The organism is Gordonia sp. UCD-TK1 (genome assembly GCF_001691435.1).
GTDB classification, from domain to species: Bacteria; Actinomycetota; Actinomycetes; order Mycobacteriales; family Mycobacteriaceae; genus Gordonia; species Gordonia hongkongensis.
Genome location: NZ_LZMP01000021.1, coordinates 51,469 through 74,569, shown reverse-complemented (window position 1 = coordinate 74,569; position 23,101 = coordinate 51,469). Strand labels below are relative to the sequence as shown.

The window sequence follows — 23,101 nt, the reverse complement described above, 5'->3', positions numbered from 1 at the left end:
CGCGGAAGTCTGGTGATTTCTGGCGGTGTGGTGTCAGGCGGCGTCGTCGAGTCGCATGGTGCGGCGGTTGTAGGCGGGTAGTGGGCGACGTTGCGGGTCGATATTGGCGGGTGGGACGAGCCAGGGGTGTCTGTCGTAACCCATCACGATGTCCCAGCCGTGGTGGTGGACCTGTGTGTGGCAGCGTTGGCAGAGTAGACACCCGTTGTCGAGGTCGGTGGGTCCGCCGTCGGCCCACGACTTGATGTGATGCACCTGCGTATGGGTCGGCGGTGCACCACATTTGATGCAGCAGGCGTCGCGGACGATGATTGCCTTGCGGAGGTGTGCCGGATACAACCGACGGGTGTGACCCATCTGCAGCGGTACGCCCTCACTGTCGAGGACGATCTCGGTCAGGGATCCGTCGCAGGAGACCTGTTTTGCGGTGGCACGGCTGACCGTCCCGGTCCACGGCAGCGTGGCCGGGTCTCCGGTGGCGGGGATCGTCAGCATCAACTGGGTGCGTGGGGAACCGACGGTGTCGAGGGTGGCGCCGAGGGCGGCTTGGTCGAGGATCAGTTCGAAGGCGTCGGCTCGGCGTTGCTCGGCGTTGCGCCGGTCCTCGCCGCCGTCGGGTTCGGGCCGTGGACACGAGCGTTCGTCGATCGTGGCCAGGAACTTCTCGCCGACGATCTGGGTGAGGTCGGCGCGGATTTCGACGCGGCCGTCGTCGGTGGTGTGGGCGTTCACCGAGTTCAGAGATGGGTCGTCGGCTGCGGGAACACCGGTGTCGGAGGCGTCGGCGAGAGCGTTGGCGATCGCGCGGGCGTGTTTGAGGACCTGTGTCGGGGTCGCGCCGGACAACGCTTGTGCGATGAGTTCGCTTTCGTATTGGGGGCGGTCACCGTCGGAAAGCGGCTCACCACAACGCTTGTCGATCTCGTTCATCCCGCGGACGACGGCGTCGACGACCTCGCCGGTCAGCCGCCCGTCGGCGGCGTGACGGGTCAGGGCCGGCAACGTCGGCAGGGCGTCGACGCTGCGCATGGTGCGAAGAGCAGCGGCCGGTGCATGTCCTGACTCGATCAGCAACTTCTTGGTGGTGCTGCCGGCTTTCTGAGCGACGCCGAGTTCGTCGAGTTGTGCTGCGTGGGTGACGATCTGGTGGTCGACGGTGTTGCGGATCAAGCGCAGCGTCTCGAGCGCGTCGAATGTTGATCGGCCCGTGGGGTCGTCGGCGGGTGGGGTGGTCTCGATGAGCTGATCGAGAAGAGTGGCGAGCTCTGGCATGACTCCAAGGTACGGGAACATTCGTTCGATTTCGAGGAGTTTCCACAAGCCGGGAACCGCGAATTCATCGACTGTGCAGCGTTTTTCGTCGACAGTGTGGTGACTGTTGTCAGTAATTGACTCCAGTCACACCCGTTTCGAGTTCGCGCCCAGAATTGGTGATTCGCGCCATGACCACGAGCCCCACGGGCGGTCAGGTAGCGGCCTTCGTGATGCAGACGAACGCCCACTCGGTGCTCGTCATCCCCACAGAGATCGGCGGTGGCCGGCAGGTCGAAGTTCGGCGACACCTGCGCGAGTGGCGCGTAGACCTCCTTGCGCTCAGCGGGTCCGCCGTAGCCCGCCACGCCGATCGGCCTGCGGTCGGTGGTGTAGGCGGCGCCGTGCCGTGCCGGGCCCCGCCAGTTGTCCTCGTTGTCGGCGATGCCGCCTGCCACGCCGACCGCGCCGACGGGTCCTCAGGTTCGACGGGTGCAACGGCCAGGCCGCCGCCCGAGGGTCGTCCCTCGCGAGGTTGACGAGCGGTCCGACGAGTCGGCTGACGCACCCGTGCCAAATCGGTGGGCCCAATAGCGGAGGGCGCAGCCGATGACGGTGGATGCGCCGACCGATCACTGTCACCGACGTGGATGGCCGAGGTCTGCTGGTCCGGTCGCGAGGACACAGAGCGCCAACACCGCCGTTGTCAAAAGACCAGAAGTCGACGCAGTAGCACCGCGCGACGTCGACGTGGTCTCGCGAATGGACTCACGACGATCCCGCCGCGACTGCTGACTGACAACAAATACTTGTCGATGACGTTTCGCGGTGGCCCTACCGCCCAAACGTCTCGACATTGTTGCCGAACCACATGGAGCGTTTGTGAATAGCTGCAGCACAGCGTCTTTAGCGTTGCGACATGGTCAGGTGACCCACTTTCTCAGGTGTGACATCAACTACAAATTCGTGCCGTAAGTCGCGTGACTTCCGCCCACATCGCGGCTAAGCCGGCGGCCCAGGGCGACGCTGTCTGTCTGCCAAACTATGTCTGCCGCAACATAATACGGAACACGGCTCAACCCCACGTCGAGCCCGAAGCCAGCACCGCCACGGCCGCGGCTCGCAAAATTCGTGTAGTCGATGCGCTCCATCAACTTTCTTTTTAGCGTTACTCTCATTCCAGTTCGCGATTCGGTCGCCAGGGGAGGCCCGCAGGGTTGGCACCGGAGCCGCGTCTGGCGTTGGAGCCCACTGCTCAGGCGCCGTCCTGGGGAGGATCTCGATGACTGTTCTCGATTCGGTCGTGCCCGCGTCGCCGCCATCCGCGGACGTCGACGCCGACGCGGCTTCGGCGCCGGCACAAGGCGCGGCTCGTCGCACATGGCGAGCGACCCTGACCGCGCCGCGTGAGATGTCGATGGGCGCCCGGTACGCGTCGACGATCGGTGCGGGCATGCTGGCGTTCGCGCCGGCCATCGCCGCCGAGTTCGACGCGCTCCGCCAGGGGTCGCCGACGGCATACCTGCTGTTCGTGCCCCTGTGGTGTCTGATGATCGCCTTCGGGCTCGACGTCTCGTCGCGGGGCCGTGAGATCGGTGACGGCGAGTTCGACCGCATCCTGGTCGTCGTCGTGGGCGGCGCGCTCGGACTGACCGCGGCCCTGGTCATCCCGCGGATTCCGGCCGTCGCGGCGTTCTGGCACGCCGATCTGATCCCGCTCCTCATCTGGGTGTTCGCGGCGTCGATCGTGGTCTTCGGGATCCGACGCGTCGTCCGCGACTACCTCATCTGGTTGTTCCTGCTGACCTGCTTCCCGCCGAACTACCTGCTGATGGGGCAGGTGCTCGGCGGCACCACCGTCGCCTTCGGCGCGTTGTCCGTGGCGATTGCCCTCGTCGTGACGTACATGGCGCTGCGTCGGCACCCGCGGGTCGCCCTCGCCACCGCGGCGCTGTCCGGCGTCGGCGGCGCGGTGCTGGTTGCGGTACTCCACGACATCCCGGTCCTGGCCTACACGGTTCCCGCCGGTGCGGTGACCGCGATCGCGATCGTCGTACGACTCCGGTTAGGCAGAACGGGCTCGGCACGCGCCGGCCTGCCCAAGCAGTCCATCGCCACCCTGGCGTCGGCCTGGTTGGTGGCACTGGTGATCCTGGCGGTCACCCCGTTTGCACCGGAATCGCCGAAACCCGTTGTGTCACCGCCCATCGGCGAGGAGTGGCTCGAACAGTTGCGGACGCTGGGTATCGGGATCACCGAGCCCGAGGTGTTCGACTGGGGTCCCCGGGTCATGGGGTCCGACGGTGACGTGCGTCGGTACCGCGTCACGACGGGGCAGACCGGTCCGGAGAACAGGCCGCTGTCCACCGCCTATCTCGACGTGTTCTCCACCGCGGACCTGGGCCGCTTCTCCAGTTACCGCCGCGGTCTCTGGTACGAGACGGTTCCGCCGGCGACGATCCATTCGACTCCCGCCTCTTCGGACGGCCGGCACACCCGGCTCGGCAGCATCGCCAACACCCTGGAGTCGGTGCGCACCTCGGATCAAACACTGTGGACCGGTCGATTCTGGGGTTGGCGCGTTCCCACTCCGGCCGGTGAGCGCTACATCGCCGTCTACTTGATGGCCGCGCGTGATCAGCCGGGATCGTCGAACGTCGCGGAGCCGAAACCGCCCAGCTATGCCACCACCGTCGCCGAACCCATCAGTTGGCTCATCCGCGGTGGCGACGACACCCCGGACCCCGTCGACGACTCCGACCTCGATGTCGCGCTGACCGATCTCGCGTGGTCGATGATCGACGCCGTCGAACGACCAGCTCGGTGACCACCCCCGACGCGGGACCGGTCACCGACGCGCGGCATGTTTCCACCCTGTCGGCACGACATCCGTTCAGCCGCAGGCAGCGTCTCGGCCTCGCCATGCTCGCGATCGTGACCGCGGCAGCGTTCCTCCTGACCTGGCGGGTCTCACTCGCGGTCATCCTGAGCATCTGCGCTCTGTACTTCCTGGTCTCGAGCGTCGACAAGTTCGTGCTCGTCACCCGCGGCATGTCCGGCAGGGGAGTGCTGAGGGTGTCCGACGACGACGCACGCGCGATTCCCGACGCAGACCTGCCGGTCTACACCGTGCTGTTGCCGGTCTACGGCGAACCGGAGATCGTCGCCAACCTCGTCGCCGGTGTCGGCAAGATCGACTATCCCGCGGACAAACTCGACATCTTGCTGGTCCTCGAGGCCGACGACCACGAGACCCGGGCGGCCGTCGAGCACGCCGATCTGGACGGGATCACCCCGGTGCTGGTCCCGCCCAGCGAGCCGCGGACCAAACCCAAAGCGTGCAACGTCGCCATGAGCCTGCCGTCGGAACGCAGCGACATCGTCACCATCTACGACGCTGAAGACATCCCGGATCCGCTGCAATTACGCAGGGCGGCAGCCGTCTTCGCCGCAAGTCCGCCCGAGGTCGGTTCGGTGCAGGCGCGTCTCGGTTACTACAACGAGCGCGAGAATCTCCTGACCCGGTGGTTCGCCATCGAATACGACCAGTGGTTCTCCTACATGCTGCCCGCACTCAGTGCGTCGAAGTGTGTGATCCCGCTCGGCGGGACGTCGAACCACATCCGCACCGACGTGCTGCGGGAGGTCGGCGGCTGGGATGCGTACAACGTCACCGAGGACGCCGACCTCGGAATTCGGCTGGCGCGCTACGGGTATCGCACGGTCGTCCTGGACTCGCTCACCGGTGAAGAGGCGAACGCCGACGTCGTGAACTGGGTGCGGCAGCGGTCGCGTTGGTACAAGGGCTATCTCCAGACCTTCCTGGTGCACACCCGCCACCCGGTCGACATGATCCGGGAACTCGGACTCGTTCCGGCACTTCGTATCTCGAATCTGACCGCGGGCATGCCGATCGCCAACACCCTCAACCTGCTGTTCTGGGCGCTGCTCCTGGTGTGGTTCGCCGGGAAGCCCGGCTTCATGCACTCCCTGTTCCCCGGGCCCATCTACTACCTGTGCGTCCTGATGTTCACCGTCGGGAACCTGGCCACCATCATGCTGGGCGTCGTGTCGACGCGGACGCTCGGCAAACCCCATCTACTCGGTGCCGCGCTCCTTGTGCCCGGTTACTGGTTCCTTCAGTCCATGGCTGCGATCAAGAGCATGGCGCAGCTCATCTACAAGCCCTCCTACTGGGAGAAGACCGTGCACGGACTCTCGGCCATGCCCGGTGCGTCCCGACCGCCGAAAGGTCCTGAGAATGTCTAGCAACAGTTTTGTCCGCCTGCGACGCCTCCTGGGAGCGGTCCTGGCGGCGCTGATCGTCGGCATGGGAGCCGTGGCTCCGGCCGCGGCGGCGCCGGGAGACGGCACGACGACGCTCAACTGGCGGCAACTGGGTATGGGCACCTCGGTGACCATCGACGGCGCCGGCGTTCCGGTCGGAGTGAGTATCCCGGTGCCGCAGGGGATGTCACCGACCACGCTGACCGGTGTGGTGGCGTCGGCGACCAACGTGACCGACGCCTTCATCCAGGTCGCCCGCACCGACGGCACGATCATCGGTACCGTCGTCGTACCGAGGTTCGGTCCGCGGCAGCTCAGTACCGCGTTTTCCGTTCCGCTGACCGCAGTGCCCGTGGGCGACAACGGCCGTGCGGATCTGCGACTGACGCTGCGCAACGGGACCGACGATTCGGTGTGCGGACCGGTGCCGGAGGTCGCGCTCACCAGCCTGAATGTCGCCTTCCGGGGCGCCGCGACGGTGCCTTCCACCATTCAGGATGTGTTCGGGACGGTGGTCAACCGGGTGACCGTGTACACCCCGGCCAACCCGAGTGCCGCGGCCGCGCAGACCACGCTCGGCGTCGTCGCCGCTGTCGCGGATCACTATCGCCCACAGCGTGTTGCGATCGACGTGGTGGAGTCGGCAGATGCCCGGTTGCCGCGTGTGGCCAGTCCGCTCGACCGCGCGGTCGTCATCCGCGAGGAGGGCGGCCCGGGGAGTATCCGTCTGGAACGTGCGGGGCAGCCCGGGGCTGCGCTGGTGATCAGCGGTGATCAGGATTCCCTGCCCGATCAGGTGGCGCTCTTCCGCGACGGGCTGACCGATCTTGCCCAGACAGACTCTGCTGCAGTTGAATTCGTCGGAGACCGCGAGGTGCAGGGTTCGGATTCGGCGACCTTCGGGGAGTTCTCCGATCGGTTGTCGGTGGAGGCTCTCGGAACCGCCTCGCTTTTGCCGGGTTTCGATCCGACGATCCTCGCCCTCGGTCGGCCCGGCGCGGTCGACGTCGCGCTGAAGGCGCGCTACACCCCGGTCCGCGACGACGAGCGCGCGAATGTCATGGCCGTCACCGGCGGCGAGATCCTACACACGAGTGCGCTGGATGCGTCCGGATCGCTGGACACACAGTTCACGATCCCCGCCGCGCAGGTGGCGGCCAACGAGCCGCTCGAGTTCCGGGTGTCCTACGAGCCGGCCCCGGGCGCGTGTTCGCCTCGCAGTGTGCCGCTGACGTTCCAGATCGATCCGTCGTCGACGGCGTCGTCGAGCACGACTCCCGTTCGGATGGGCGGTTTCTCGTCGGTGCCGCTCGGGTGGCAGCCGACCGTCCAGGTCGCGCTGGACAACACCAATCCGGCGCAGCTCGACGCCGCCGCCGAGCTGATCGCGTCGGTGCAGCGCAGTTCGGCCACCGCACTGTCACCGGTGCTGGTGCCGCTGGATCAGGCGATCGCCAGCAACACCGGCGCACTCGTGGTGGCCGACGCGGCGAACGCCCGCCCGCTGAACCCGCCGATCAACACCGAGGATTCGTCCACGCTCGTCGACCTGGCCGCGCAGATCCGGCTGGCCATCCCGGACGGGCTGGGTACCATCCAGGCGTTCTCGCAGAACTCGCGCACGGTGGTGTTGGTGAGCACCTCGGGGTCGTGGGATCTGGTCGACCCGCTGTTCGCGTATCTCGATGATCAGCAGGGAGATCTGGCAAACCTCCGCGGTGACGTCCTGGTGGCCGGCCGCGCGGGTCAGCCCGAGCTGATGACCGTGCGGGCCGACGGTCCGCAGGCCGAGGTCGATCAGGTCGGCACCAGCTGGGTGGTGTGGCTGGGTGTCAGCGCCGCCGTAGTTGCGATCGCAGTCCTCGTCGCGATCGCGATCATGTTGTATCGCAGACGCTTCGGCGGCTCGAGCGGTCCCGCTGACGGCTCGACTACATGACCGTCGAGCTTCACGACGACGCCTCGGCACCGGCGGTCGGTGTGCAACCGCCGGTGACCGAGGGCCGTCGACGGCTCACCGCGACGCAGTGGTGGGGTATCTCGCTCTTCGCCGGTCTGGTCGCCGGGTATCTGGCGGTCGGTGCGTACCTGTACCTCGCTGTCGGCTACATCAATCCCGACGCGAGCAGTCGCGTGGGCAACGCCGGGTTCACCATCTGGAGCCGGGACCCGCACCTCGGTGCAATCGGTTTCGTCTGGAATCCGTTGCCGAGCCTGATCGAGATCCCGCTCGTCGAACTGTCGTCGCACTGGCCGCTGAACCAGTGGCCGGAGCTGCGTCGCGTCGGATTCGCCGGTGCGGTCATGAGCGCGGTGTTCATGGCCGGTGCCGGGTGGCAGGTTCGGCGCATCGCCCTCGATTACGGTGCCGGCCGTCTGCTGCGCTGGATTGCGGTCGCGGCGTTCGCGCTGAACCCGATGATCATCCTGTACGCGGGGATGGGGATGAGCGAGGCGCCGTTCCTGTTCTTCCTGCTGTGGACGTGTCGTCGAATCCTGTTGTGGGTGAACCGATCACGTGTGGTCGATCTGGTCATCGCCGGCGTCGCCCTGGGTCTGGCGTACCTGACGCGCTACGAGGCGCTACCCGCGGCTGCGGGTGTGGCGGTCGGGGTGTTCGTGGTGTCGACCCGACGACACCGTCCCGAAGGAGTCTCCGGACGCGCGGGGTGGCGGGCCGGAGCCGCCTTCGGTGTGCACGACGCGACCATCGTGGCCATGCCCACCGCGTTCGCGTTCGTGGTGTGGGCGGGCCTCGGCTGGCTCCTCGACGGGAATGCGTTCTCCCAGTTCTCCTCGCAGTACGGCAACTCGGCGCAGGTGGCGGCCGCGGGAATCGTCTCGGCCGAGGACGTCGGAGCGGGTCCGCTGGCGGAGGTGATCGTCGCCAACCTGCTCGGCACGCAACCGCTGCTGTTCGCGGTGCTGCCGGTCGTGGCCTGGATCGCGGTCCGGCTGCGCAGGGTCGACGCCGCGGTGCCGGCAGTCGTGTTCGGCTCGGTTCTGCTGTTCCAGATGTCCGCGGTGATCCTCGGCTCGACCTTCGGCTGGTTCCGCTTCTACCTGGCGTCGACGCCGCTCGTTGTCATCGCGGTCCTCGTCGCGTGTGGGCCGCGCCCCTCGAAAACTCCGCTTCCTCAGGTGCGAGGAGCGAGCGCGCACCTAATGCTCCCTGAGGTGCGAGGAGCGCAAGCGACGAGCCACGAAGGGCCCCGCCGTTCCTTGAGCAGCGACCGGAGCTTGCGGAGTCGGGACACCCGCCCCTCCTCGAGCGGCGACCGAACCTTCCCGAGGTCAGACACCCGCCGCTCCTTGAGCAGCGACCGGAGCTTGCGGAGGTCGTGTGTCGAAAGGACCACCCTCACCACACTCATGGCGCTGGTCCTGGCGACTTCGTTGCCCGTGACGGCGTCGTCGATGCTCAACCCGGCGCTGGGCAAGGAGGAGTACGGCCTGCGCTCGGCATTCTGGCCCGATCGCCACCCGCCGTCGGAATTCTGGTTCTACTGGTTCGGCGAGGTCTCGGGCAACGTCGCCGCCTGGCTGGACAGCCAGAATCTGCCGGAGGGCTCCGTTCTCGTCGACACCTTCGGGGTCTCGCGCGTCTGGCTGGAGTCCGAGCGCCCCGAACAGTTCGTCGTGCGCAGCGACTTCGACTTCTTCGCGAAACTGAACGCACCCGCCGAGCAGGGCGTGCAGTACATCCTCACGCAGCGGCCGACCGGCCTCGGCTCACTCGACGCCATCAACGTTCGCTACCCAACCCTCTGGGCCGACGGCGCCGGCATCGCGACGGTCGCCATGACGGTGACGACGCCGACCGGCAAGCCGCAGTTCCGGATCTATCGGATCAAGGGATCGGACTGACCGTCACGGATTGACCCAGAAGGTGGCGGCTACCGGCGTGCTCAGGATGATGTTCTCTTGCGGGTAGTACTCGCCGGTCACCACCAGCTGGCCGGCTCCGGTGCGGATGGTGCTGCGGCGGTGGGGGTAGTCGAACGGAATCCACCCGGCGGCTCCGGTGGTGAGATTGCGCCAGTGCCAGCGGAATCCGTAGCCGAGGGGATATGGGTAGATCTGGCCACGTCCGAAGTACACACGAGGCTGGGCGAGTCCGGCGCCGCCGATGCCCCAGACCAGCCCGGGTACCTGCACGGTGACCGAGTGATCCAGCTTGGGATGAGGCGGCGGGGGCGAGGCGGTTGCGGTGGCCGATGCCGACCACAGCGGCACGATGACCGCGAACGCGAGCATCAGCGAGAGGATTGCGCGACGAATTGTCATTCCGTGACGGTAGCGCCCGCTGGTTGAGTTTTCCGCGCTATTTGAGCTGCGAGTGGCTTCCACGAGGCCAACCGTCAAGAACCCCACCTACGCCTGCAACTCGAAAGCCTTCAGCACGGTCGTCGTCCAAATCTGCTGGCCGGCCGGGTTGGGGTTCACGGTGTCACGCAGCAAGGGGCGGAGTGCAGCGGAATCGGCGGGGAATGCGGAGTACACGTCGATGACCTGGATGCCTTCGGCGTCCATCGCGGACGCGTAGCCCTCCATGATCGCGTTGGTGGCGCCACCCTGCGCGGGGCTCTGCTTGATGGCCACGAGCTCGGCGTTGGGGTACTTCTGACGCAACTCGGTGATCAGCGGCTCGAGCTGCTCGGCGAGCGGGGTGTTCGGGTCCTGGGTGTGGCCGAAATTGAGCAGGATCAGATTCGGCGTGACGTCCGGGGTGATCAGTTTGTCGAGATTCTCGAGCGCGTAGTCGGCGTCTTTACCGGAGGCGCTGCCGTTCCAGAAACCGATCGGGCCGTTCGGTCCGTCGCCGAGCCCGACCATGGCGCCGTAGTCATTGGTGGTGGCATTCCAGAACTTGGTGGCCATCGGGCGTTGGAGTTTTTGGCTGATCGTCGTCCCGAGTGCTGGAGCCCATCCGTCGCGGGCGGCGCCGGTCGAGTCGCCGAGGAGCACGATGGTCCGGGGCTCAGCGGGATTGGCCTCCGCGTCTTCGATGAATTCGAGGGTCGCCGGCTGCTCGAGGGGTGCCATGCTCGCGGGGGTCACGCCTGCCGAAGATGTCGACGTCGGCGCTGTCCGATTGCTGGACACGATGAGTCCGACGATCAAGATCACCGCACAGACAACCATCACGATCCAGGCCCAGATGGGCGCGGAACCGAAAACGCGTTTCACAGCGTTCAACATCTACGTAATCTCCAACTCGATTGAGGCCCCCCAGCCAACGTTGTCACCATAGCGGGCGTTGATTCCGAGTGCGCGTGACGCCAAACCCGACGGGTCAGCAATCGGTGGGGGCCGGTACTCCGGCGAGTCGGTCCCGCATCCAGGTGGCCATCGCGGGTCCGGGGTCGACGCCGTGTCCCTGCTGGTCGTGCCGGACCCGCATCAACTGGTCGCCGAGTTCGCAGGCTCGAGTCAAGGTGTCTTCCATGACGTCGACGGGGATGAGGGGATCGGTGCCGCCGTAGAAGGCCGCGATCGGGACATTCGTGGCGAGCCGCGGTAGGGCGTAATTCTCGAGGGCGTGGGAAAGAGTCTGCGCCGCGCCCGGAGTCACCGCGTTCAGTGCGGCATCATCCGGCACCGACAGGCCCGCCAGCGCCGTGCGACCGGCCGAGCACACCGGCACAGCCTCGGTGCCGAGGCCGGCCAGATGATCGCCCGGGTTGACGCCAGGACGGGCTTGGGCGACGCCGTGCACCACCAGCGGATACAGGAATCGTTGCGCGCGCGAAAGACTACCTTCCTGCGCGCGGGTGACGAAGTAGCCGGCATCCAGCAGGGGAGCGACGGCAACCGCACCCACCAGTTCCCCGGCGCCATCGCCGTACTGCGCGAACTCCTCCGCTGTCGACCATGCGGCACCTCCGCCCTGAGACCGGCCGACGGCGAACCACCGGCCCCCGACGCCGAGGTCGGTGGACTGCGCGGCCCGGGCAGCGTCGATGACGTTGTATGCGGCGGTGCGGGGTTCGAGATACGGATGAGGTGCTTGTTGGCCCGGCCGCACTCCCAGGCCTTGATAGTCGGTCGTGACCACGGCATATCCTGCGGCGAGAAAGTCCGCGACGGCGGTCAGATCCCCGAACATCATGTCTTGGTCGGAGGGTCCGCAATCCCGGGTGATGCCGGTGGTGCCGTGGGCGTACGAGATCAGGGGGTGGCCGTGGGGCGGGGGAGATGACGCGGGGACGAAGAGTGCGCCGCTGACGATCGTCGACTTGCCGTCGAGTCCCGATGCCGATCGGTACACGAGGCGTTGAGCCGTGATGCCGGGCGGTAGCGCGGCGAACCACGCATCCGGAACGGTGTCGGTGCCGACGATCTGACCGCGCGCACGTCGCACGTCGGCAATCAGTACGGGTGGGGGTGACAGTGGTGCGTCGACCGCCACCGACGCGACCGATCGCGCGGGTTCGCCGGTCCCGGACGTCGAGTCGCAGGCGGCCACCGAACCGACACCCAGGGTCGCCACGACAACCCATACGCCCGCCGTTCGGACGCGGCGCCACGCTGTTCTCACCCGAGAAAGGTATCCCGGCGACTCCCACGGTTTGCTTCGACGTATCTGTTTGCCCGATTCTCTAGGGCGTGGAGTCGATCACCGGGACCCGTCGGGCGGACGCGTCATCTTTCGGTGAATACGACGACGCCGACACTGTCGCCTTCGCGACAGCCTCCCGTCGGTCCGCCGAACCGCCCGCGCCCGAGCGCGATCCGCTTGCAGTGGCCGCGCCGTCTGATGCCGAGATGTATGAATATCTCGGCCCGCAGATGCGCTGGGTACAACTCGTCCTCATCGCCGCATTCGTCTTGGTGTCCATTTCCCTCGCCGCTTTCGCGACGACCCATGTGTGGCTGTCGCCCGTTCTCATCGTTCTTCTTGCCAACGTGATCGGAAATGCACTCTCGCTGGCGACGGGAATGAACCGCCGACGGATCACGTGGCGGTCCCACCAGAACAGGGTCACGAGCTGGCGGCCCTCGGATCGGACGTATCCGAGCGTCGACGTTTTCCTCCCCACCTGCGGTGAAAGCATCGCAATCCTGCGCAACACCTATCGAGACATCGCGGCTCTGCGGTGGCGCGGCCCGCTGAACGTCTACGTTCTCGACGATGCGGCCCGGGGCGAGGTGCACGAACTGGCTGCCGAGTTCGGATTCACCTACGTCGTTCGCCCGGATCGGGGCCATCTACGAAAGGCCGGCAATCTCCGGTACGCGTGCACAATGAGCCGCGGCGAACTCATCGTCATCTTCGACGCCGACTTCTGCCCGCGCCGCGACTTTCTCGCCCATCTCGTGCCCTACCTCGACGACCCGCAGGTCGCGATCGTCCAGAGCCCGCAGTGTTTCTCGACGACCGAGGCGATGAACTGGATCCAGCGCACGGCCGGCGCGACGCAGGAGTTCTTCTATCGCTGGGTCCTGCCGTCGCGGGACCGGATCGGCGCCGCGAACTGTGTCGGCACCTCGGCGGTCTACCGGCGCCAAGCTCTCGACCGCGTGGGAGGTTTCGCAGCGATCGAGCACAGCGAGGATTTGCATACCGGCCGGCTGGTCCAGCAGGCCGGATACAGCATTCGTTATGTACCGGTCGTCTTGTCGCGCGGGTTGTGTCCGGCCGATCTCGCGGGCTTTCTGAACCAGCAATACCGCTGGTGCCAGGGAACGCTCTCCCGCGTTCCTTCTGCGCACTCCGAGCGCACCCTCCGACAACGCATCGCCGACTGGGCCGGCGTCTTCTACTACCTCACCACCGCGATGAACGTCTTCCTCCTCTTCCTCCCCGGCGTCATCATGGCCGCCTTCTATCCGGAGGACGTGCGCCCGGAGCAGCTCGTGCCGTTCCTTCTGGGGCTGTGGGTGTATGTCGTGTTGTTCCCGCTGGTGTCGAGGACTCGCTGGCGGTTTGAGGTACTCCGCATCCAGATGGCGTACAGCTTCGCCCACGTGATCGCGATCTGGCACAAGCTGATCGGCCGCGAGATCGGCTGGGTGCCGACGGGTGCGATCGGGAAGTCCAATTCCCTGGCCCGCTCGATCAGCGCGCTGGGGGCGATCACGCTCGGTACATCGCTGCCGGTGTTCTGGGTGTTCATCATTCGCGACGTGATGCAGTACGGGCTGGGCCAGTTCTGGATGATGGTCGGGCTCGTAATGGCCTATACCTATCTGGCTCTCCCGCTGTTAGTGGAGTTCCTCAGAATTCTGCGTCCTCGACGTGCCGGTGAACCCCAGCCCCCTGAGGTGCGAGGAGCGAAAGCCCCCCTGCTCCCTGAGGTGCGAGGAGCGATAGCGACGAGCCACGAAGGGCCCCGCAAGTCAACTCCCGATCCCCACGAAGACCGCCCACACGTCGCCACCAAGCGGCCGACGGCGACCAACTGGAACCGTATCTCGGGCTGGGAAGCTGTCGGATACACCTGCGTGATCCTGTTCATCGCGGCGCTGGCGCTGGGATGGTTCGACGTCATGCTGCCGTGGGATACGCAGTGAGCAGACACAGAGCCGGGGGATCGGTGCCGATCAGCGTCGATGACGCGCCGACAGTTCCGCTCCGTGCGCAACCAGCGGGCCCGGCACCTCAACCTTTGGCGCCGAACACCTTCTTCGACGACATCGCCGGACTACGTGGCATCGCCGTCCTGCTGGTCGTGCTGTTCCATTCGCACGTCCCGTTCCTCACGGGCGGATTCGTCGGTGTCGACGTCTTCTTCGTCATCTCCGGTTTCCTGATCACCGGGCTGCTGGTGCGCGAATACGAGCGGCACGGTCGAATCTCGTTGCGCAACTTCTTCGCTCGCCGGGCCCGGCGCATCATCCCGCCGGCCGCGCTGGTGATCGTGGTGTCGATCGTCGCCGCCGCGTTCCTGATGCCGTTGCTCAAGGTGTTCAAGCAGGCCATCGACCTGCTGGCCGCGGCCGCGCAGTTGTCGAACTGGCATTTCATCGAACAGAACGCCGACTATCTGGCTGGAGCCATGGACGGCAGTCTGGCCACCCATTTCTGGTCCCTCGCGATCGAGGCCCAGTTGTACTTCGTTTGGCCGTTTCTGGTGATCGCGGCGGCGGCGCTGGCGATGCGCACGCCGCTGGGCCGGGTGTTGTCGGTCCGATGGTCGGTCGGGTTGGTGGTGCTGATCGTTAGCGCAGTGTCCCTATTTCTCGCCATCCTCATCACCGCGACCGACCCAGCGACGGCGTACATGGCCACCTACACGCGGGCGTGGCAGTTCGGCGTAGGCGGGTTGGTGGCGATCGCACTGCCGGCGCTCGCTCGTTTCGGCGGGCACCGTCTCGGTGCCCCGATGGCCTTCGCGGTCGGCTGGGCAGGTCTGGTCGCCGTACTGGTCGCGGGCTTTGTGATCAACGCGCAGACGCCTTACCCGGGCACGGCGGCGCTGCTGCCGACCATCGGCGCGGCATTCGTGATCGGCTCGGGCTGCATGGTGGGCACGCGGTCAGTGTTCGTCGGTCACCTCCTGGCGACGCCACCACTGAAGTTCCTCGGCCGGGTTTCTTATGCCTGGTACCTGTGGCACTGGCCGGCGATCGTCCTGTACGAGTCGGTCGCGGGGGCGTCGAGCTGGCAGGCGTTGCTGCTCGTCTCGGCCGGTTCCCTGGTGCTGGCGACGTTGTCGACCCTGTTGTTCGAGGAACCACTTCTCCGCAATCGCGAGTTGAAGCGCAATGCGTCTGCGTCGATTTCGGTGGGCCTGACCGGTGTCGTTGTGGCCCTGGCGGTCACGATGACCGCCGGCGTCGTCACCGTGCAGCTCGCGAGTCGGGACACCGTCGCCAATGCGGCGCTGACGTACCAGTCGGTCTTCGGCGCTGAGGCGAGCGAACCGAGCGGCCCGGTTACGCCCAACCCGTTCCAGGCGTTCGACGACCGGCCGGAGCCGTTCGAGTGTCTGATCCCGGTCGGCGACATGGAAGCCCGCGCGGATTGCGTCTTCGGCCCGCCTGACGGCATCCCGGTGGTGCTGTTCGGCGACAGTCACGCCGACCAGTGGGCCGAAGTTGTCCGCTCGATCGGCGCCGATCATGGGTGGCGAGTCCATCAGTTCACCAAGGCGGCCTGCCCGGCCCAGCATCTCCGGCCGCAGCGTGGGATCTTCGAGCCCTATGTGAAGGCGGACTGCCAGGAGTGGCGCGAGGCGACGTTACGGCGGATCGCCGAGGTGGGTCCGCGGATCATCTTCGTGTCGTCGTTGTCGACGTATGTGCCGTCGCGGGAGGCCTCGCAGGCCGCGTGGAATCACTCGCTCACGCAGTTGCGGAACACCAGCGCGAACCTGGTGTACATCGCGGACACCCCATATCCGGGCTTCCAGGTCGCCGACTGCATCTCCGGGTCGATGGACGACTGGACGCAGTGCCGATTCAACTTCGACGACTACCCGCGCGTCGAGCCGATCATCGACGCCGTCTCGCGCGACGACTACCGGGACATCACCACGGTGAACGTCAACGACCTGCTGTGCTCAGGCAACACCTGCTCCGCCGCGCACAACAAGATTCTCTTCTACCGCGACGACTCGCACCTGACCGCCACCGCCGCCCGGGTCCTCGAGCCTGCGGTGCGGAGGCAGCTAGACCGGCAACGCTTCGATTACAACGGTCGATCCGCTGGTTGAGCCGGCCCCGAGCGAAGCGAGGCGCCGAGTCGAAGCCACCTGGTGACCTTTCTGCTGGTTGAGCCGGCCCCGAGCTCCCACTGCTGGTTGAGCCGGCCCCGAGCGAAGCGAGGCGCCGTGTCGAAGCCACCAGGTGACCACCCCCGCGCCTTATCGCTGGCTGAGCTTGTAAAAGCCCCTACTCCTCCCACCTCCGACGTTCACGCGTGCGGACGCAGGCGACGCCAGCAAGTACGACCCCAACAATGCAGAGGATGTCGGACTCGGTAAAGCCGTGCTCCAGCGAGAACGAGACCAGGACATGCCCCTCGATCGGCCCGTTCCAAAAGAACCACGCAACAGACAACACCGCGAGAACAGCAGCCACCCGGTAGCCCGGGCGCGACAGGCTCCAGGCGCCGGTGACGAACAGGAGGTTCAGGACCACCAGCGAGTGGAACACGGTCGGCGGGATGGGTTCTGGTGGCATCCGACCAGTATCCACACCGCACTGCCACCCCCGCGCGACGAACGCGCGTGATCTGGCTTCCAAAGAAAGTCGACTGACTTAGCGGCGGGGCGTCTCCAGCCATTCCGCGAGCCCATCGCGAAATGCCGCCGTGCTCGCCAACGACGAATTGATTCTCCAGTCGCGTTCTTTGTCCGTCTGAAACCACAGAAAGCCGGTTACGTCCGTATTACGTAGCATCAGATCGAAGAACTGATCCATCCATCGCGCTTTGTCACCCGGTCGCGACCCCTCGGCGCACCCGACCTCCGTCAGGAGCATCGGCAACCGAGGGGCGAGTCGCCGGATGGTGGACAGGCTCTGAGAGAACAGCTTGTCGGGCGACTGCCACTGGTGGCCGGGCGTGTCACCCCAGTTGTAACCATCGAGACCGAGATAGTCGACGAACCGATCACCGGGGTAGCAGTCCTCGAAGTCTCGGGTGCCGTCGGTGAGCACATTCGGAGCCCAGACGAACTCGACGTTGGGCGCCTGGGCACGGACGATCCGATGCATCCTCACCCATGCCGCGCGGTACTCCGCTGCGGTGTTCCCGTAGAGCCCGACCGACCACGGATACCAGGTCCCGTTCATCTCCTGGGCGAATCTCAGCAGGAGCGGGTGACCCCAAGAGCCGAGGTCCGCAGCCCACCGGTCGAGGTCGGAGTCGTGTTGACCAGCGTTGATGCTGCTCAGCGAGAACTCGGGCTGGTACGGCCCGACTCGCGGATTCCACGGTTCGAGCGTGACGACAGGGGTCGCGCCGAGCTGATGAATCGTGTCGAGGTGGACCTGTGGGTGCGAGTCTCGCGTCGACGCGTATAGGTGCAAGAGCTCCGGTAATGCGCCGGCGAGCGCGGCGAAACGGTCGAAGGTTAAGCGTGACTCGGAGGCCGGTGCAGACAGAAAAGCGCCCCACGCAGGGTTAGGCAACGAGGACGTCACCCCAGCTGAGTGCTGTGTGCAGGAGGACAGCAGCGCGCTCGATGCGGCGAGAGAGGCTACGAGCAGTGTTCGACGGGTGATAGCGACTGTACCGAGAGCCGAGGATGCGTCACCGTCCATTTCGTCATTCTCGCGTGCTGCCGCTCAGGCCGACGCACGGGTACCGGTGTGGCCGTCCGCCCGCAAATTTCAAGCAAAACAACGGTGAGTGACAGCCGGGTGAACGCACCATTCTGCGACGAATTCACTAAATGCAGAATGAAACAAATATGTCGAATTTTCAGTTGGTTCGGAATATATCGCGCCATAGCCGGGGTTTGCTCGCCAAAAGTTCAGGAGCGTTCAAGAATGCCACCAACAGTGGTACTGATCACACCCTGCTGTGGCGGGGCGTCGTCGCCCAAACTCGCAGCCAGAGCGCAGATTTGCCAGTCGTCGCGAGCTGCCGAGGGCGAAATGAAGTCGACGCCCCCCGCGGTGATGCCTGACCCTGGGGCATGTCGACCGTGATGGCTTTGCCCGCGGGGAGTTCGCCGATCTCCATGGACAGTTGGGCAATCTTGATGCCGGCCTCACCGACCTTCTCGCCGAAGGCAATCATCCCATCGCCCGCGCCGTAAAGGGATTGGGCAAGCTCGTCGGAGCGCTTCGATGCGTCGATCAGGTCGTTGCCGATGCCCTCCATCCCTGGGATGTCCCTAATGGTGTTGCCGATGCCCTCGGCGATGTTCCCGAACGTCTCGAGGATGAACCCGCCGGCGTCGCCGAGGTACTTCACGACGTACCCCATGGCGCTGATGAATCCGCCTGCGAAGGTGATGGTCTCACCCGAGACGACACCGATGACCTTGCCGAGGTCGGTGAAGAATTCGACGATCTCGGTACGGTTCTCGGCGACCCAGGTGGTGAACTCCTGCACCGACGGTCCGAACGCCTCAGCTAACCCGCTCTGCATCGACCCGACGGCGACCTCGATGGACCGCTTCATGCCTTCGATGCCGCCCAGCGCCCCGGACATGTCCTCGCCCGCACGCTTGGTCGCGCCGCCGAAGCCTTCCATCTCCCGCGCAGCGGTGCCGAGATCCAGGCTGGCGACCGCTTCACCGAGATCTTCCCATTGGGTGCCCAGCAGGGCGACGCCGAGCCGTTCGCGCTCCTGCGGGTCTTTGATCTGCGCCAAGGCGGTCAGCACGACACGAGACATACCGAGCGCGGACTCGCCGCCCTTGGCGAACGCCGCCGATGTCTCCTCGGCATTGAGATTCAGGGCGGTGAACGCTTCCATCGTTGCCTCGGAGCCGTCAACGGCCCGAATGCTGAACTCCTTGAGTGCATCCGCAGCGATGTCGGTGTCACGCGCGCCGGCCTTCGACATCTGACTGATGACGCCGAACGCGGTCTCACCGTCGATACCGAGCTTTCGGAACTGGGTGCCGTACTCGATGGTCGTGTCGATCAGGTCGCCGGAGAGGTTGAGACCCTTCTGCTGGCCCACCGTCAGCAGATCGAACGCCTCGGTGATGTTGTCGGCCATGCCGGTCTTCACCATCTGGCCGGCGGCCCTGGCAACTTCGGGGATCTCCTCGCCCATGATCGTCGAGACGATGTTGAGCTGTTCGATGACCGGTTGCATCTCGGCGGCCGTCGAGGTGCCATCGAGGAGGCCGGCCTGGACGGCCACACCGGCGACGCGCATGTTCTCCGCCTGAGACTCGCCCCACGCGTTCACGTACGCCCCGGCGGCAGCGCTCCCAGCCTCGGCGGCCTGGGCCTCCGTCCAGCCGAACTGAGCCTTGATCTGCCCCCTTGTCGCCTGAGACTCGAACCCGGCCATGACGAGGTCGGCGATCTTCGAGCCCGCGGCCATGGGGATACCCACCTGGACGGCCAGGGCAGCGGCGATCGCTCCACCGATGGGGCCACCCGCCCCTGCCAGTCGGGCGGTGATGCCACCCACCAGGCCACCACCCATGCCTTCGCCGGCACCCTGGGCTTCTTCGGCCGCACCCTCGAGGGCGCCCCGTAGACCGTCTCGTAGGCGGTTGCCGCCCTCCTCGCCAGCGTTGCCGAGGTCGTCGGCGATACCTCGCCCGGCACGGCGGCTCTCGCGTTCGACCTCCTCGATGCTCCGACGCATGTCGTCGGCAGCCCGGTCGATGTCGCCTGCGGCCTGGCGTCCGGACTGGCCGAGGTCGTTGAGCCCGCGGCCCGCGCCCTCGAAGGAGCGTCGGGCTCGGTCGCCGGTGCGCTCGGTGGTGCGGGCGAAGTCCTCGAACTCGCCACCCGCTCGGCGGAGGTCGGTGCGGAAGGCGTCGAGGCCTTCGATGCCGATCTGGGCAGTCAGCTTGCCAACGTCAAGGGGCATGGTCAGGCTCCTGCCTGTGGTGGGTGATGGTGGTCGTTGGCCTCCGACCTTCGGATTACGTATCCGCTGGGCATGTCATTCGTGCTGGTCACAGCGTCAGTGATCACATACTGATCACGTGCGGTCGTCGCTGTGAGGTCTGTGTCGAGGTCTCGCGTGTGCGCATCGTTTGTGCTCGTCGAGCAGGTCGCAGCGCCGCCGAGGTTGCGCGTCCCATGCAAGCCACAGGCGGTCATGACAGCGCATCCCTGATCTCGTCAGCGATGGCGTCGTTGATGCGGTCGGCGTTGCGATGCAGAGCCTTCTCGAGGAATTTGGCTTCGCGTCCGGCGTCGTGCCGGTAGCTCAGTTCTTCGTGCTGCCTGGTGGCGTAGACCGACGAGTATCCGACCGCTGCTTCCTCACTGTTGGCTACGGCTCGCCCTGATCTGATGAGGTCGCCGGTCTCGATGGGGGCCAGGCGATTGGACTCGTCGAGGAGGAGGTCGGCGCCGGCCTGTAGTCCGCGGGCGGTGGCCTCTTCGATGGCTTCCATGACTTCGTCGGCGAGCCATTCAAACGAGCTCATGATGCCGCCTCCTTGTGTGCGTCGAGGCGACGTCGTTGGACCCATCCATCGAAGAGGTCGAGGAGTTCGATCAGTTGGTCTTCTTCGGCGCGGTCGTAGGCGCCGGCCTTGGCTTGTCCGCCGAGGGAGTGGAGGCGTGCGCTGAGTGGTCTCCGTCGTGGACGTCGGTCGGCGCTAATTCGTTCTTTCGCCGTTGACCTGCGGGAATGCTCGGGCGTGACGCATGTGACGCATTGTTGTATTACTTCTTTGTGTGCGCACGCGTAGGACGAACCTATAAATGCGTCACATGCGTCACGCTGCGTCATCAGACACCTCCACTTTGAGCCCGATTCCTGCGCGAAATCGGCCGATGCGGGTCTTGTCGGTCACCGGATATCCGTGCTTGTCGAGCGCCTGTCCGAATGCCTTCTGGCTGACTGCTTCGGCTCCGTCTTCGGTGCGCCACTGCTCCCACGCCTTGAACAGTTGGGACGTGGTGGCCTTGAGGGCGGGCGTCGAGGTGACGCAGCATTCGTCGACGAACCGACTGATCGCATCGGACGCCTTGTGGTACTCATCGGTGGCGACGACGACGGCCGCGGGCTCTGCGAGATCGCCTCGGTGTTGGTAGTCCCGCCAGCCGGCAACCGCCCACGCGAGGACCGCGTCGGCGTCGATCTGCAAGCGCTCATCGAGAGACTTCTCGCGCTCGGCGGGCGGAATCTCCACCGCGAACGGAATCACCCGAAGTCGTCGCCAGATGGCGGGGTCGTCACCGGACACCTTCGGTAGGTGGTTGGTGATCAACAGCGGTGTGTGCGAGGGCTCGAACTCGATGAAGTCTTGCCGCATCCGGCGGGCCCGGATGGTGTCGCCGCCGGTAAGGCGCTTCATGGTGGCCTCGGCCAGGCGCCGGTCCTTCTCGGATTCGGAGACGACGATGAGACGTCGTCCGAGGAGGTCCATCTCGCCGGTCGGGTGTGCGCCCTGGCGATGCATGAACAGGTCCGGCTCCGCGGTGCTCGCATAGTCGCCGAGAGCCCAGCACAGCGCTTTGTAGAACGTCCCCTTACCGTTGGCGCCGGTGCCGGTGAGGATCGCCAGGATGTGTTCTGTGACGCGGCCGAGGAGGGCAACCCCGGCGACGCGCTGTAGGTACTCGCGGACTTCGGTGTCCGGGACGACGCGCTCGAGGAACGCTTGCCATGCCGAGCCAGCCTCGATGCTGTCGGGGACGGCGGCCCGAGTGACTTTCGTGATGCGGTCAGACGGGTTGTGCGGGCGAAGTGCCCCGGTACGGAGATCGAATGTGCCAGAGGCCGTGTTCAGCAGGTAGGGGTCGGCGTCGAGGTCGCGCACGGTCGCGCAGAAGTCGGTCAGCGTGCCGGCGATCGCCAGAACGCCAGTGATCCCCGCGTGCGACTCGCACTTGCGGACATCAGCGGCGAGGTCCTTGTCGTCGCGCGCCTCTCGCCACGCCCGCTCGAGGATGTCCAGGACTGCCCGGCTGGCGGCCCCGGTGTCGTCGTAGGCCCAGCGCTGGCCGTCCCAGCGGTGCCAGCCGATGCCGGTCACGTGGAGTAGGCGCCCCGTGTAGGCGGCGGCGAGGCGGTAAGCCATGCGGACCTGCCCACGGTGGACTTCGGTCGTGGATGTGGTTGTGGCTGCGGGACTGTCCGCTGGCGGCATCGTTGCAAGCTCCTCGACGTGGTCGGTGTGGGTGTGCCCGCCGAGTTCACTGGCAACCCGCTCGTCGGTCATCTGCGCGACCTTCTGCTCGCCCCAGGTGAGCGCATCAGGGATCTCGTTCGACAGCACGGCTCGCGGCATCCCTTGCGCGCAGAGTTCGCCCATGCGCTTCTGTAGCGTCTCGACGCCGCGGCGATGCTCCTCGGCCGTGAGGCACCCGTACCGTCGGGCTGCGGCAAGTCGGGTGGCCTGACTGAGGAGCCATTGATGCCGGCCTGCGCGCGGCCCGTCGGTCTCCCAGCCCGTGATCATCGCGGGGGCATACCAGCACGCCTTGTCGGCCCACTCATAGGAACTGGGATCGACTGCCTCGCAAGTAATCTCGTCCTCGGGTAACGGGATTCCGTAGGCGTCGAGGACTTCGTCGATCTCGTTGAGCGTGAGCGGCCCGCCGGCGCCTCGGGTGGCAACGACGGGTACCGGCGTCTCCTTGTAATTCGTCGTCCCGGGGATACGCAGAATGCGCGCGAGGTCGAAGACTGCGTCCACGACGCCTGCATCTCGCTTCTCGGAGAAGTTCTCGACCATGCGACGCCACCGCTTGATCAGCGTTGCCGCGCGTGCGCGGTCCTCGTTGCTTGCGAAGACCGCGTCGTCGTCCTCGATGATCCAGAGCGGCTGAACGCCATGCCCGGACCAGATGAGAACGGCGGGAGGGGTGCCAAGCGCTGCGGCGAGGTCATCGATGATCGCCTGAGCCTGTGTCAGGGATGTGCAGGCACCAGGCTTGACGTCGAAGTCGACCCACAGGCACGACAGCCTGGTGACGTCGTCAGACTTTCCGCGACTTCCCGGCGCTGGGCGGC

General features: G+C 66.1%; 15 protein-coding genes. 6 read left to right on the top strand and 9 right to left on the bottom strand.

What is annotated here, in order from left to right; translation table 11 throughout:
• Positions 1 to 33: 33 nt before the first annotated feature.
• Positions 34 to 1,293: an HNH endonuclease signature motif containing protein gene (locus A9310_RS13235; RefSeq protein ID WP_065631015.1), complete on the bottom strand. Its 1,260-nt coding sequence runs from the start codon at positions 1,291 to 1,293 to the stop codon at positions 34 to 36.
• Positions 1,294 to 2,533: 1,240 nt separating this feature from the next.
• Between A9310_RS13235 and A9310_RS13230 the strand changes: the two genes are divergently transcribed.
• The 4 genes from A9310_RS13230 to A9310_RS13215 are packed head-to-tail and all read left to right on the top strand — an operon-like array spanning position 2,534 to position 9,405.
• A complete protein-coding gene (locus A9310_RS13230; RefSeq protein ID WP_065631014.1) occupies positions 2,534 to 4,078 on the top strand; it encodes a hypothetical protein in 1,545 nt (514 codons plus the stop codon).
• Entirely contained in the window at positions 4,075 to 5,520 is a 1,446-nt protein-coding gene (locus A9310_RS13225) for a glycosyltransferase family 2 protein (protein WP_139104621.1), read from the top strand. The genes A9310_RS13230 and A9310_RS13225 overlap by 4 nt, the downstream gene beginning before the upstream one ends.
• Complete coding sequence (locus tag A9310_RS13220) at positions 5,513 to 7,477, top strand: hypothetical protein (RefSeq protein WP_065631013.1); 1,965 nt, start codon at positions 5,513 to 5,515, stop codon at positions 7,475 to 7,477. Before A9310_RS13225 ends, A9310_RS13220 begins: the two co-directional genes overlap by 8 nt.
• Complete coding sequence (locus A9310_RS13215; protein ID WP_065631012.1) at positions 7,474 to 9,405, top strand: glycosyltransferase family 39 protein; 1,932 nt, start codon at positions 7,474 to 7,476, stop codon at positions 9,403 to 9,405. Before A9310_RS13220 ends, A9310_RS13215 begins: the two co-directional genes overlap by 4 nt.
• 3 nt (positions 9,406 to 9,408) lie before the next feature.
• On the opposite strand, the gene A9310_RS13210 is transcribed toward A9310_RS13215, so the two are convergent.
• The 3 genes from A9310_RS13210 to A9310_RS13200 form a co-directional block, all read right to left on the bottom strand.
• Positions 9,409 to 9,825 (bottom strand): hypothetical protein, encoded by a 417-nt coding sequence (locus A9310_RS13210; protein WP_065631011.1) that lies wholly within the window; start codon positions 9,823 to 9,825, stop codon positions 9,409 to 9,411.
• Positions 9,826 to 9,912: 87 nt separating this feature from the next.
• The gene (locus A9310_RS13205; RefSeq protein WP_065631010.1) at positions 9,913 to 10,740 is read right to left on the bottom strand and encodes an SGNH/GDSL hydrolase family protein; all 828 of its coding nucleotides are present in this window, start codon (positions 10,738 to 10,740) and stop codon (positions 9,913 to 9,915) included.
• A gap of 94 nt (positions 10,741 to 10,834) precedes the next feature.
• Positions 10,835 to 12,079 (bottom strand): lipase family protein, encoded by a 1,245-nt coding sequence (locus tag A9310_RS13200; protein WP_083207364.1) that lies wholly within the window; start codon positions 12,077 to 12,079, stop codon positions 10,835 to 10,837.
• A gap of 227 nt (positions 12,080 to 12,306) precedes the next feature.
• Between A9310_RS13200 and A9310_RS13195 the strand changes: the two genes are divergently transcribed.
• Positions 12,307 to 14,055 carry a glycosyltransferase family 2 protein gene (locus A9310_RS13195; protein ID WP_065631032.1) on the top strand — a complete coding sequence of 583 codons (1,749 nt, stop codon included), beginning with the start codon at positions 12,307 to 12,309 and terminating at the stop codon, positions 14,053 to 14,055.
• A gap of 95 nt (positions 14,056 to 14,150) precedes the next feature.
• Positions 14,151 to 16,199: an acyltransferase family protein gene (locus A9310_RS13190; protein ID WP_254661255.1), complete on the top strand. Its 2,049-nt coding sequence runs from the start codon at positions 14,151 to 14,153 to the stop codon at positions 16,197 to 16,199.
• A gap of 178 nt (positions 16,200 to 16,377) precedes the next feature.
• On the opposite strand, the gene A9310_RS13185 is transcribed toward A9310_RS13190, so the two are convergent.
• The 5 genes from A9310_RS13185 to A9310_RS13160 all read right to left on the bottom strand — a co-directional run bounded on the left by A9310_RS13185 (position 16,378) and on the right by A9310_RS13160 (position 22,235).
• The gene (locus A9310_RS13185; RefSeq protein WP_065631030.1) at positions 16,378 to 16,668 is read right to left on the bottom strand and encodes a hypothetical protein; all 291 of its coding nucleotides are present in this window, start codon (positions 16,666 to 16,668) and stop codon (positions 16,378 to 16,380) included.
• Positions 16,669 to 16,746: 78 nt separating this feature from the next.
• Positions 16,747 to 17,517, bottom strand: a complete 771-nt coding sequence (locus A9310_RS13180) for a glycoside hydrolase family 26 protein (RefSeq protein ID WP_254661254.1) — start codon at positions 17,515 to 17,517, stop codon at positions 16,747 to 16,749.
• Between the two features lie 484 nt (positions 17,518 to 18,001).
• Positions 18,002 to 19,996, bottom strand: a complete 1,995-nt coding sequence (locus A9310_RS13175; protein ID WP_065631008.1) for a phage tail tape measure protein — start codon at positions 19,994 to 19,996, stop codon at positions 18,002 to 18,004.
• 232 nt (positions 19,997 to 20,228) lie between these two features.
• Positions 20,229 to 20,564 carry a hypothetical protein gene (locus tag A9310_RS13170; protein ID WP_065631007.1) on the bottom strand — a complete coding sequence of 112 codons (336 nt, stop codon included), beginning with the start codon at positions 20,562 to 20,564 and terminating at the stop codon, positions 20,229 to 20,231.
• Between the two features lie 294 nt (positions 20,565 to 20,858).
• On the bottom strand, positions 20,859 to 22,235 hold the full coding sequence (locus A9310_RS13160) for a phage/plasmid primase, P4 family (protein ID WP_065631029.1): 1,377 nt from the start codon (positions 22,233 to 22,235) through the stop codon (positions 20,859 to 20,861).
• Positions 22,236 to 23,101 lie beyond the last annotated feature (866 nt).

Bases quoted from the DNA above. Each gene is read 5' to 3' on its own strand.
- A9310_RS13160 (WP_065631029.1), bottom strand. From the start codon at position 22,235: ATGCCGCCAGCGGACAGTCCCGCAGCCACAACCACATCCACGACCGAA.
- A9310_RS13210 (WP_065631011.1), bottom strand. From the start codon at position 9,825: ATGACAATTCGTCGCGCAATCCTCTCGCTGATGCTCGCGTTCGCGGTC.
- A9310_RS13230 (WP_065631014.1), top strand. From the start codon at position 2,534: ATGACTGTTCTCGATTCGGTCGTGCCCGCGTCGCCGCCATCCGCGGAC.
- A9310_RS13185 (WP_065631030.1), bottom strand. From the start codon at position 16,668: ATGCCACCAGAACCCATCCCGCCGACCGTGTTCCACTCGCTGGTGGTC.
- A9310_RS13205 (WP_065631010.1), bottom strand. From the start codon at position 10,740: ATGTTGAACGCTGTGAAACGCGTTTTCGGTTCCGCGCCCATCTGGGCC.
- A9310_RS13215 (WP_065631012.1), top strand. From the start codon at position 7,474: ATGACCGTCGAGCTTCACGACGACGCCTCGGCACCGGCGGTCGGTGTG.
- A9310_RS13170 (WP_065631007.1), bottom strand. From the start codon at position 20,564: ATGAGCTCGTTTGAATGGCTCGCCGACGAAGTCATGGAAGCCATCGAA.
- A9310_RS13235 (WP_065631015.1), bottom strand. From the start codon at position 1,293: ATGTTCCCGTACCTTGGAGTCATGCCAGAGCTCGCCACTCTTCTCGAT.
- A9310_RS13220 (WP_065631013.1), top strand. From the start codon at position 5,513: ATGTCTAGCAACAGTTTTGTCCGCCTGCGACGCCTCCTGGGAGCGGTC.
- A9310_RS13195 (WP_065631032.1), top strand. From the start codon at position 12,307: ATGTATGAATATCTCGGCCCGCAGATGCGCTGGGTACAACTCGTCCTC.
- A9310_RS13175 (WP_065631008.1), bottom strand. From the start codon at position 19,996: ATGCCCCTTGACGTTGGCAAGCTGACTGCCCAGATCGGCATCGAAGGC.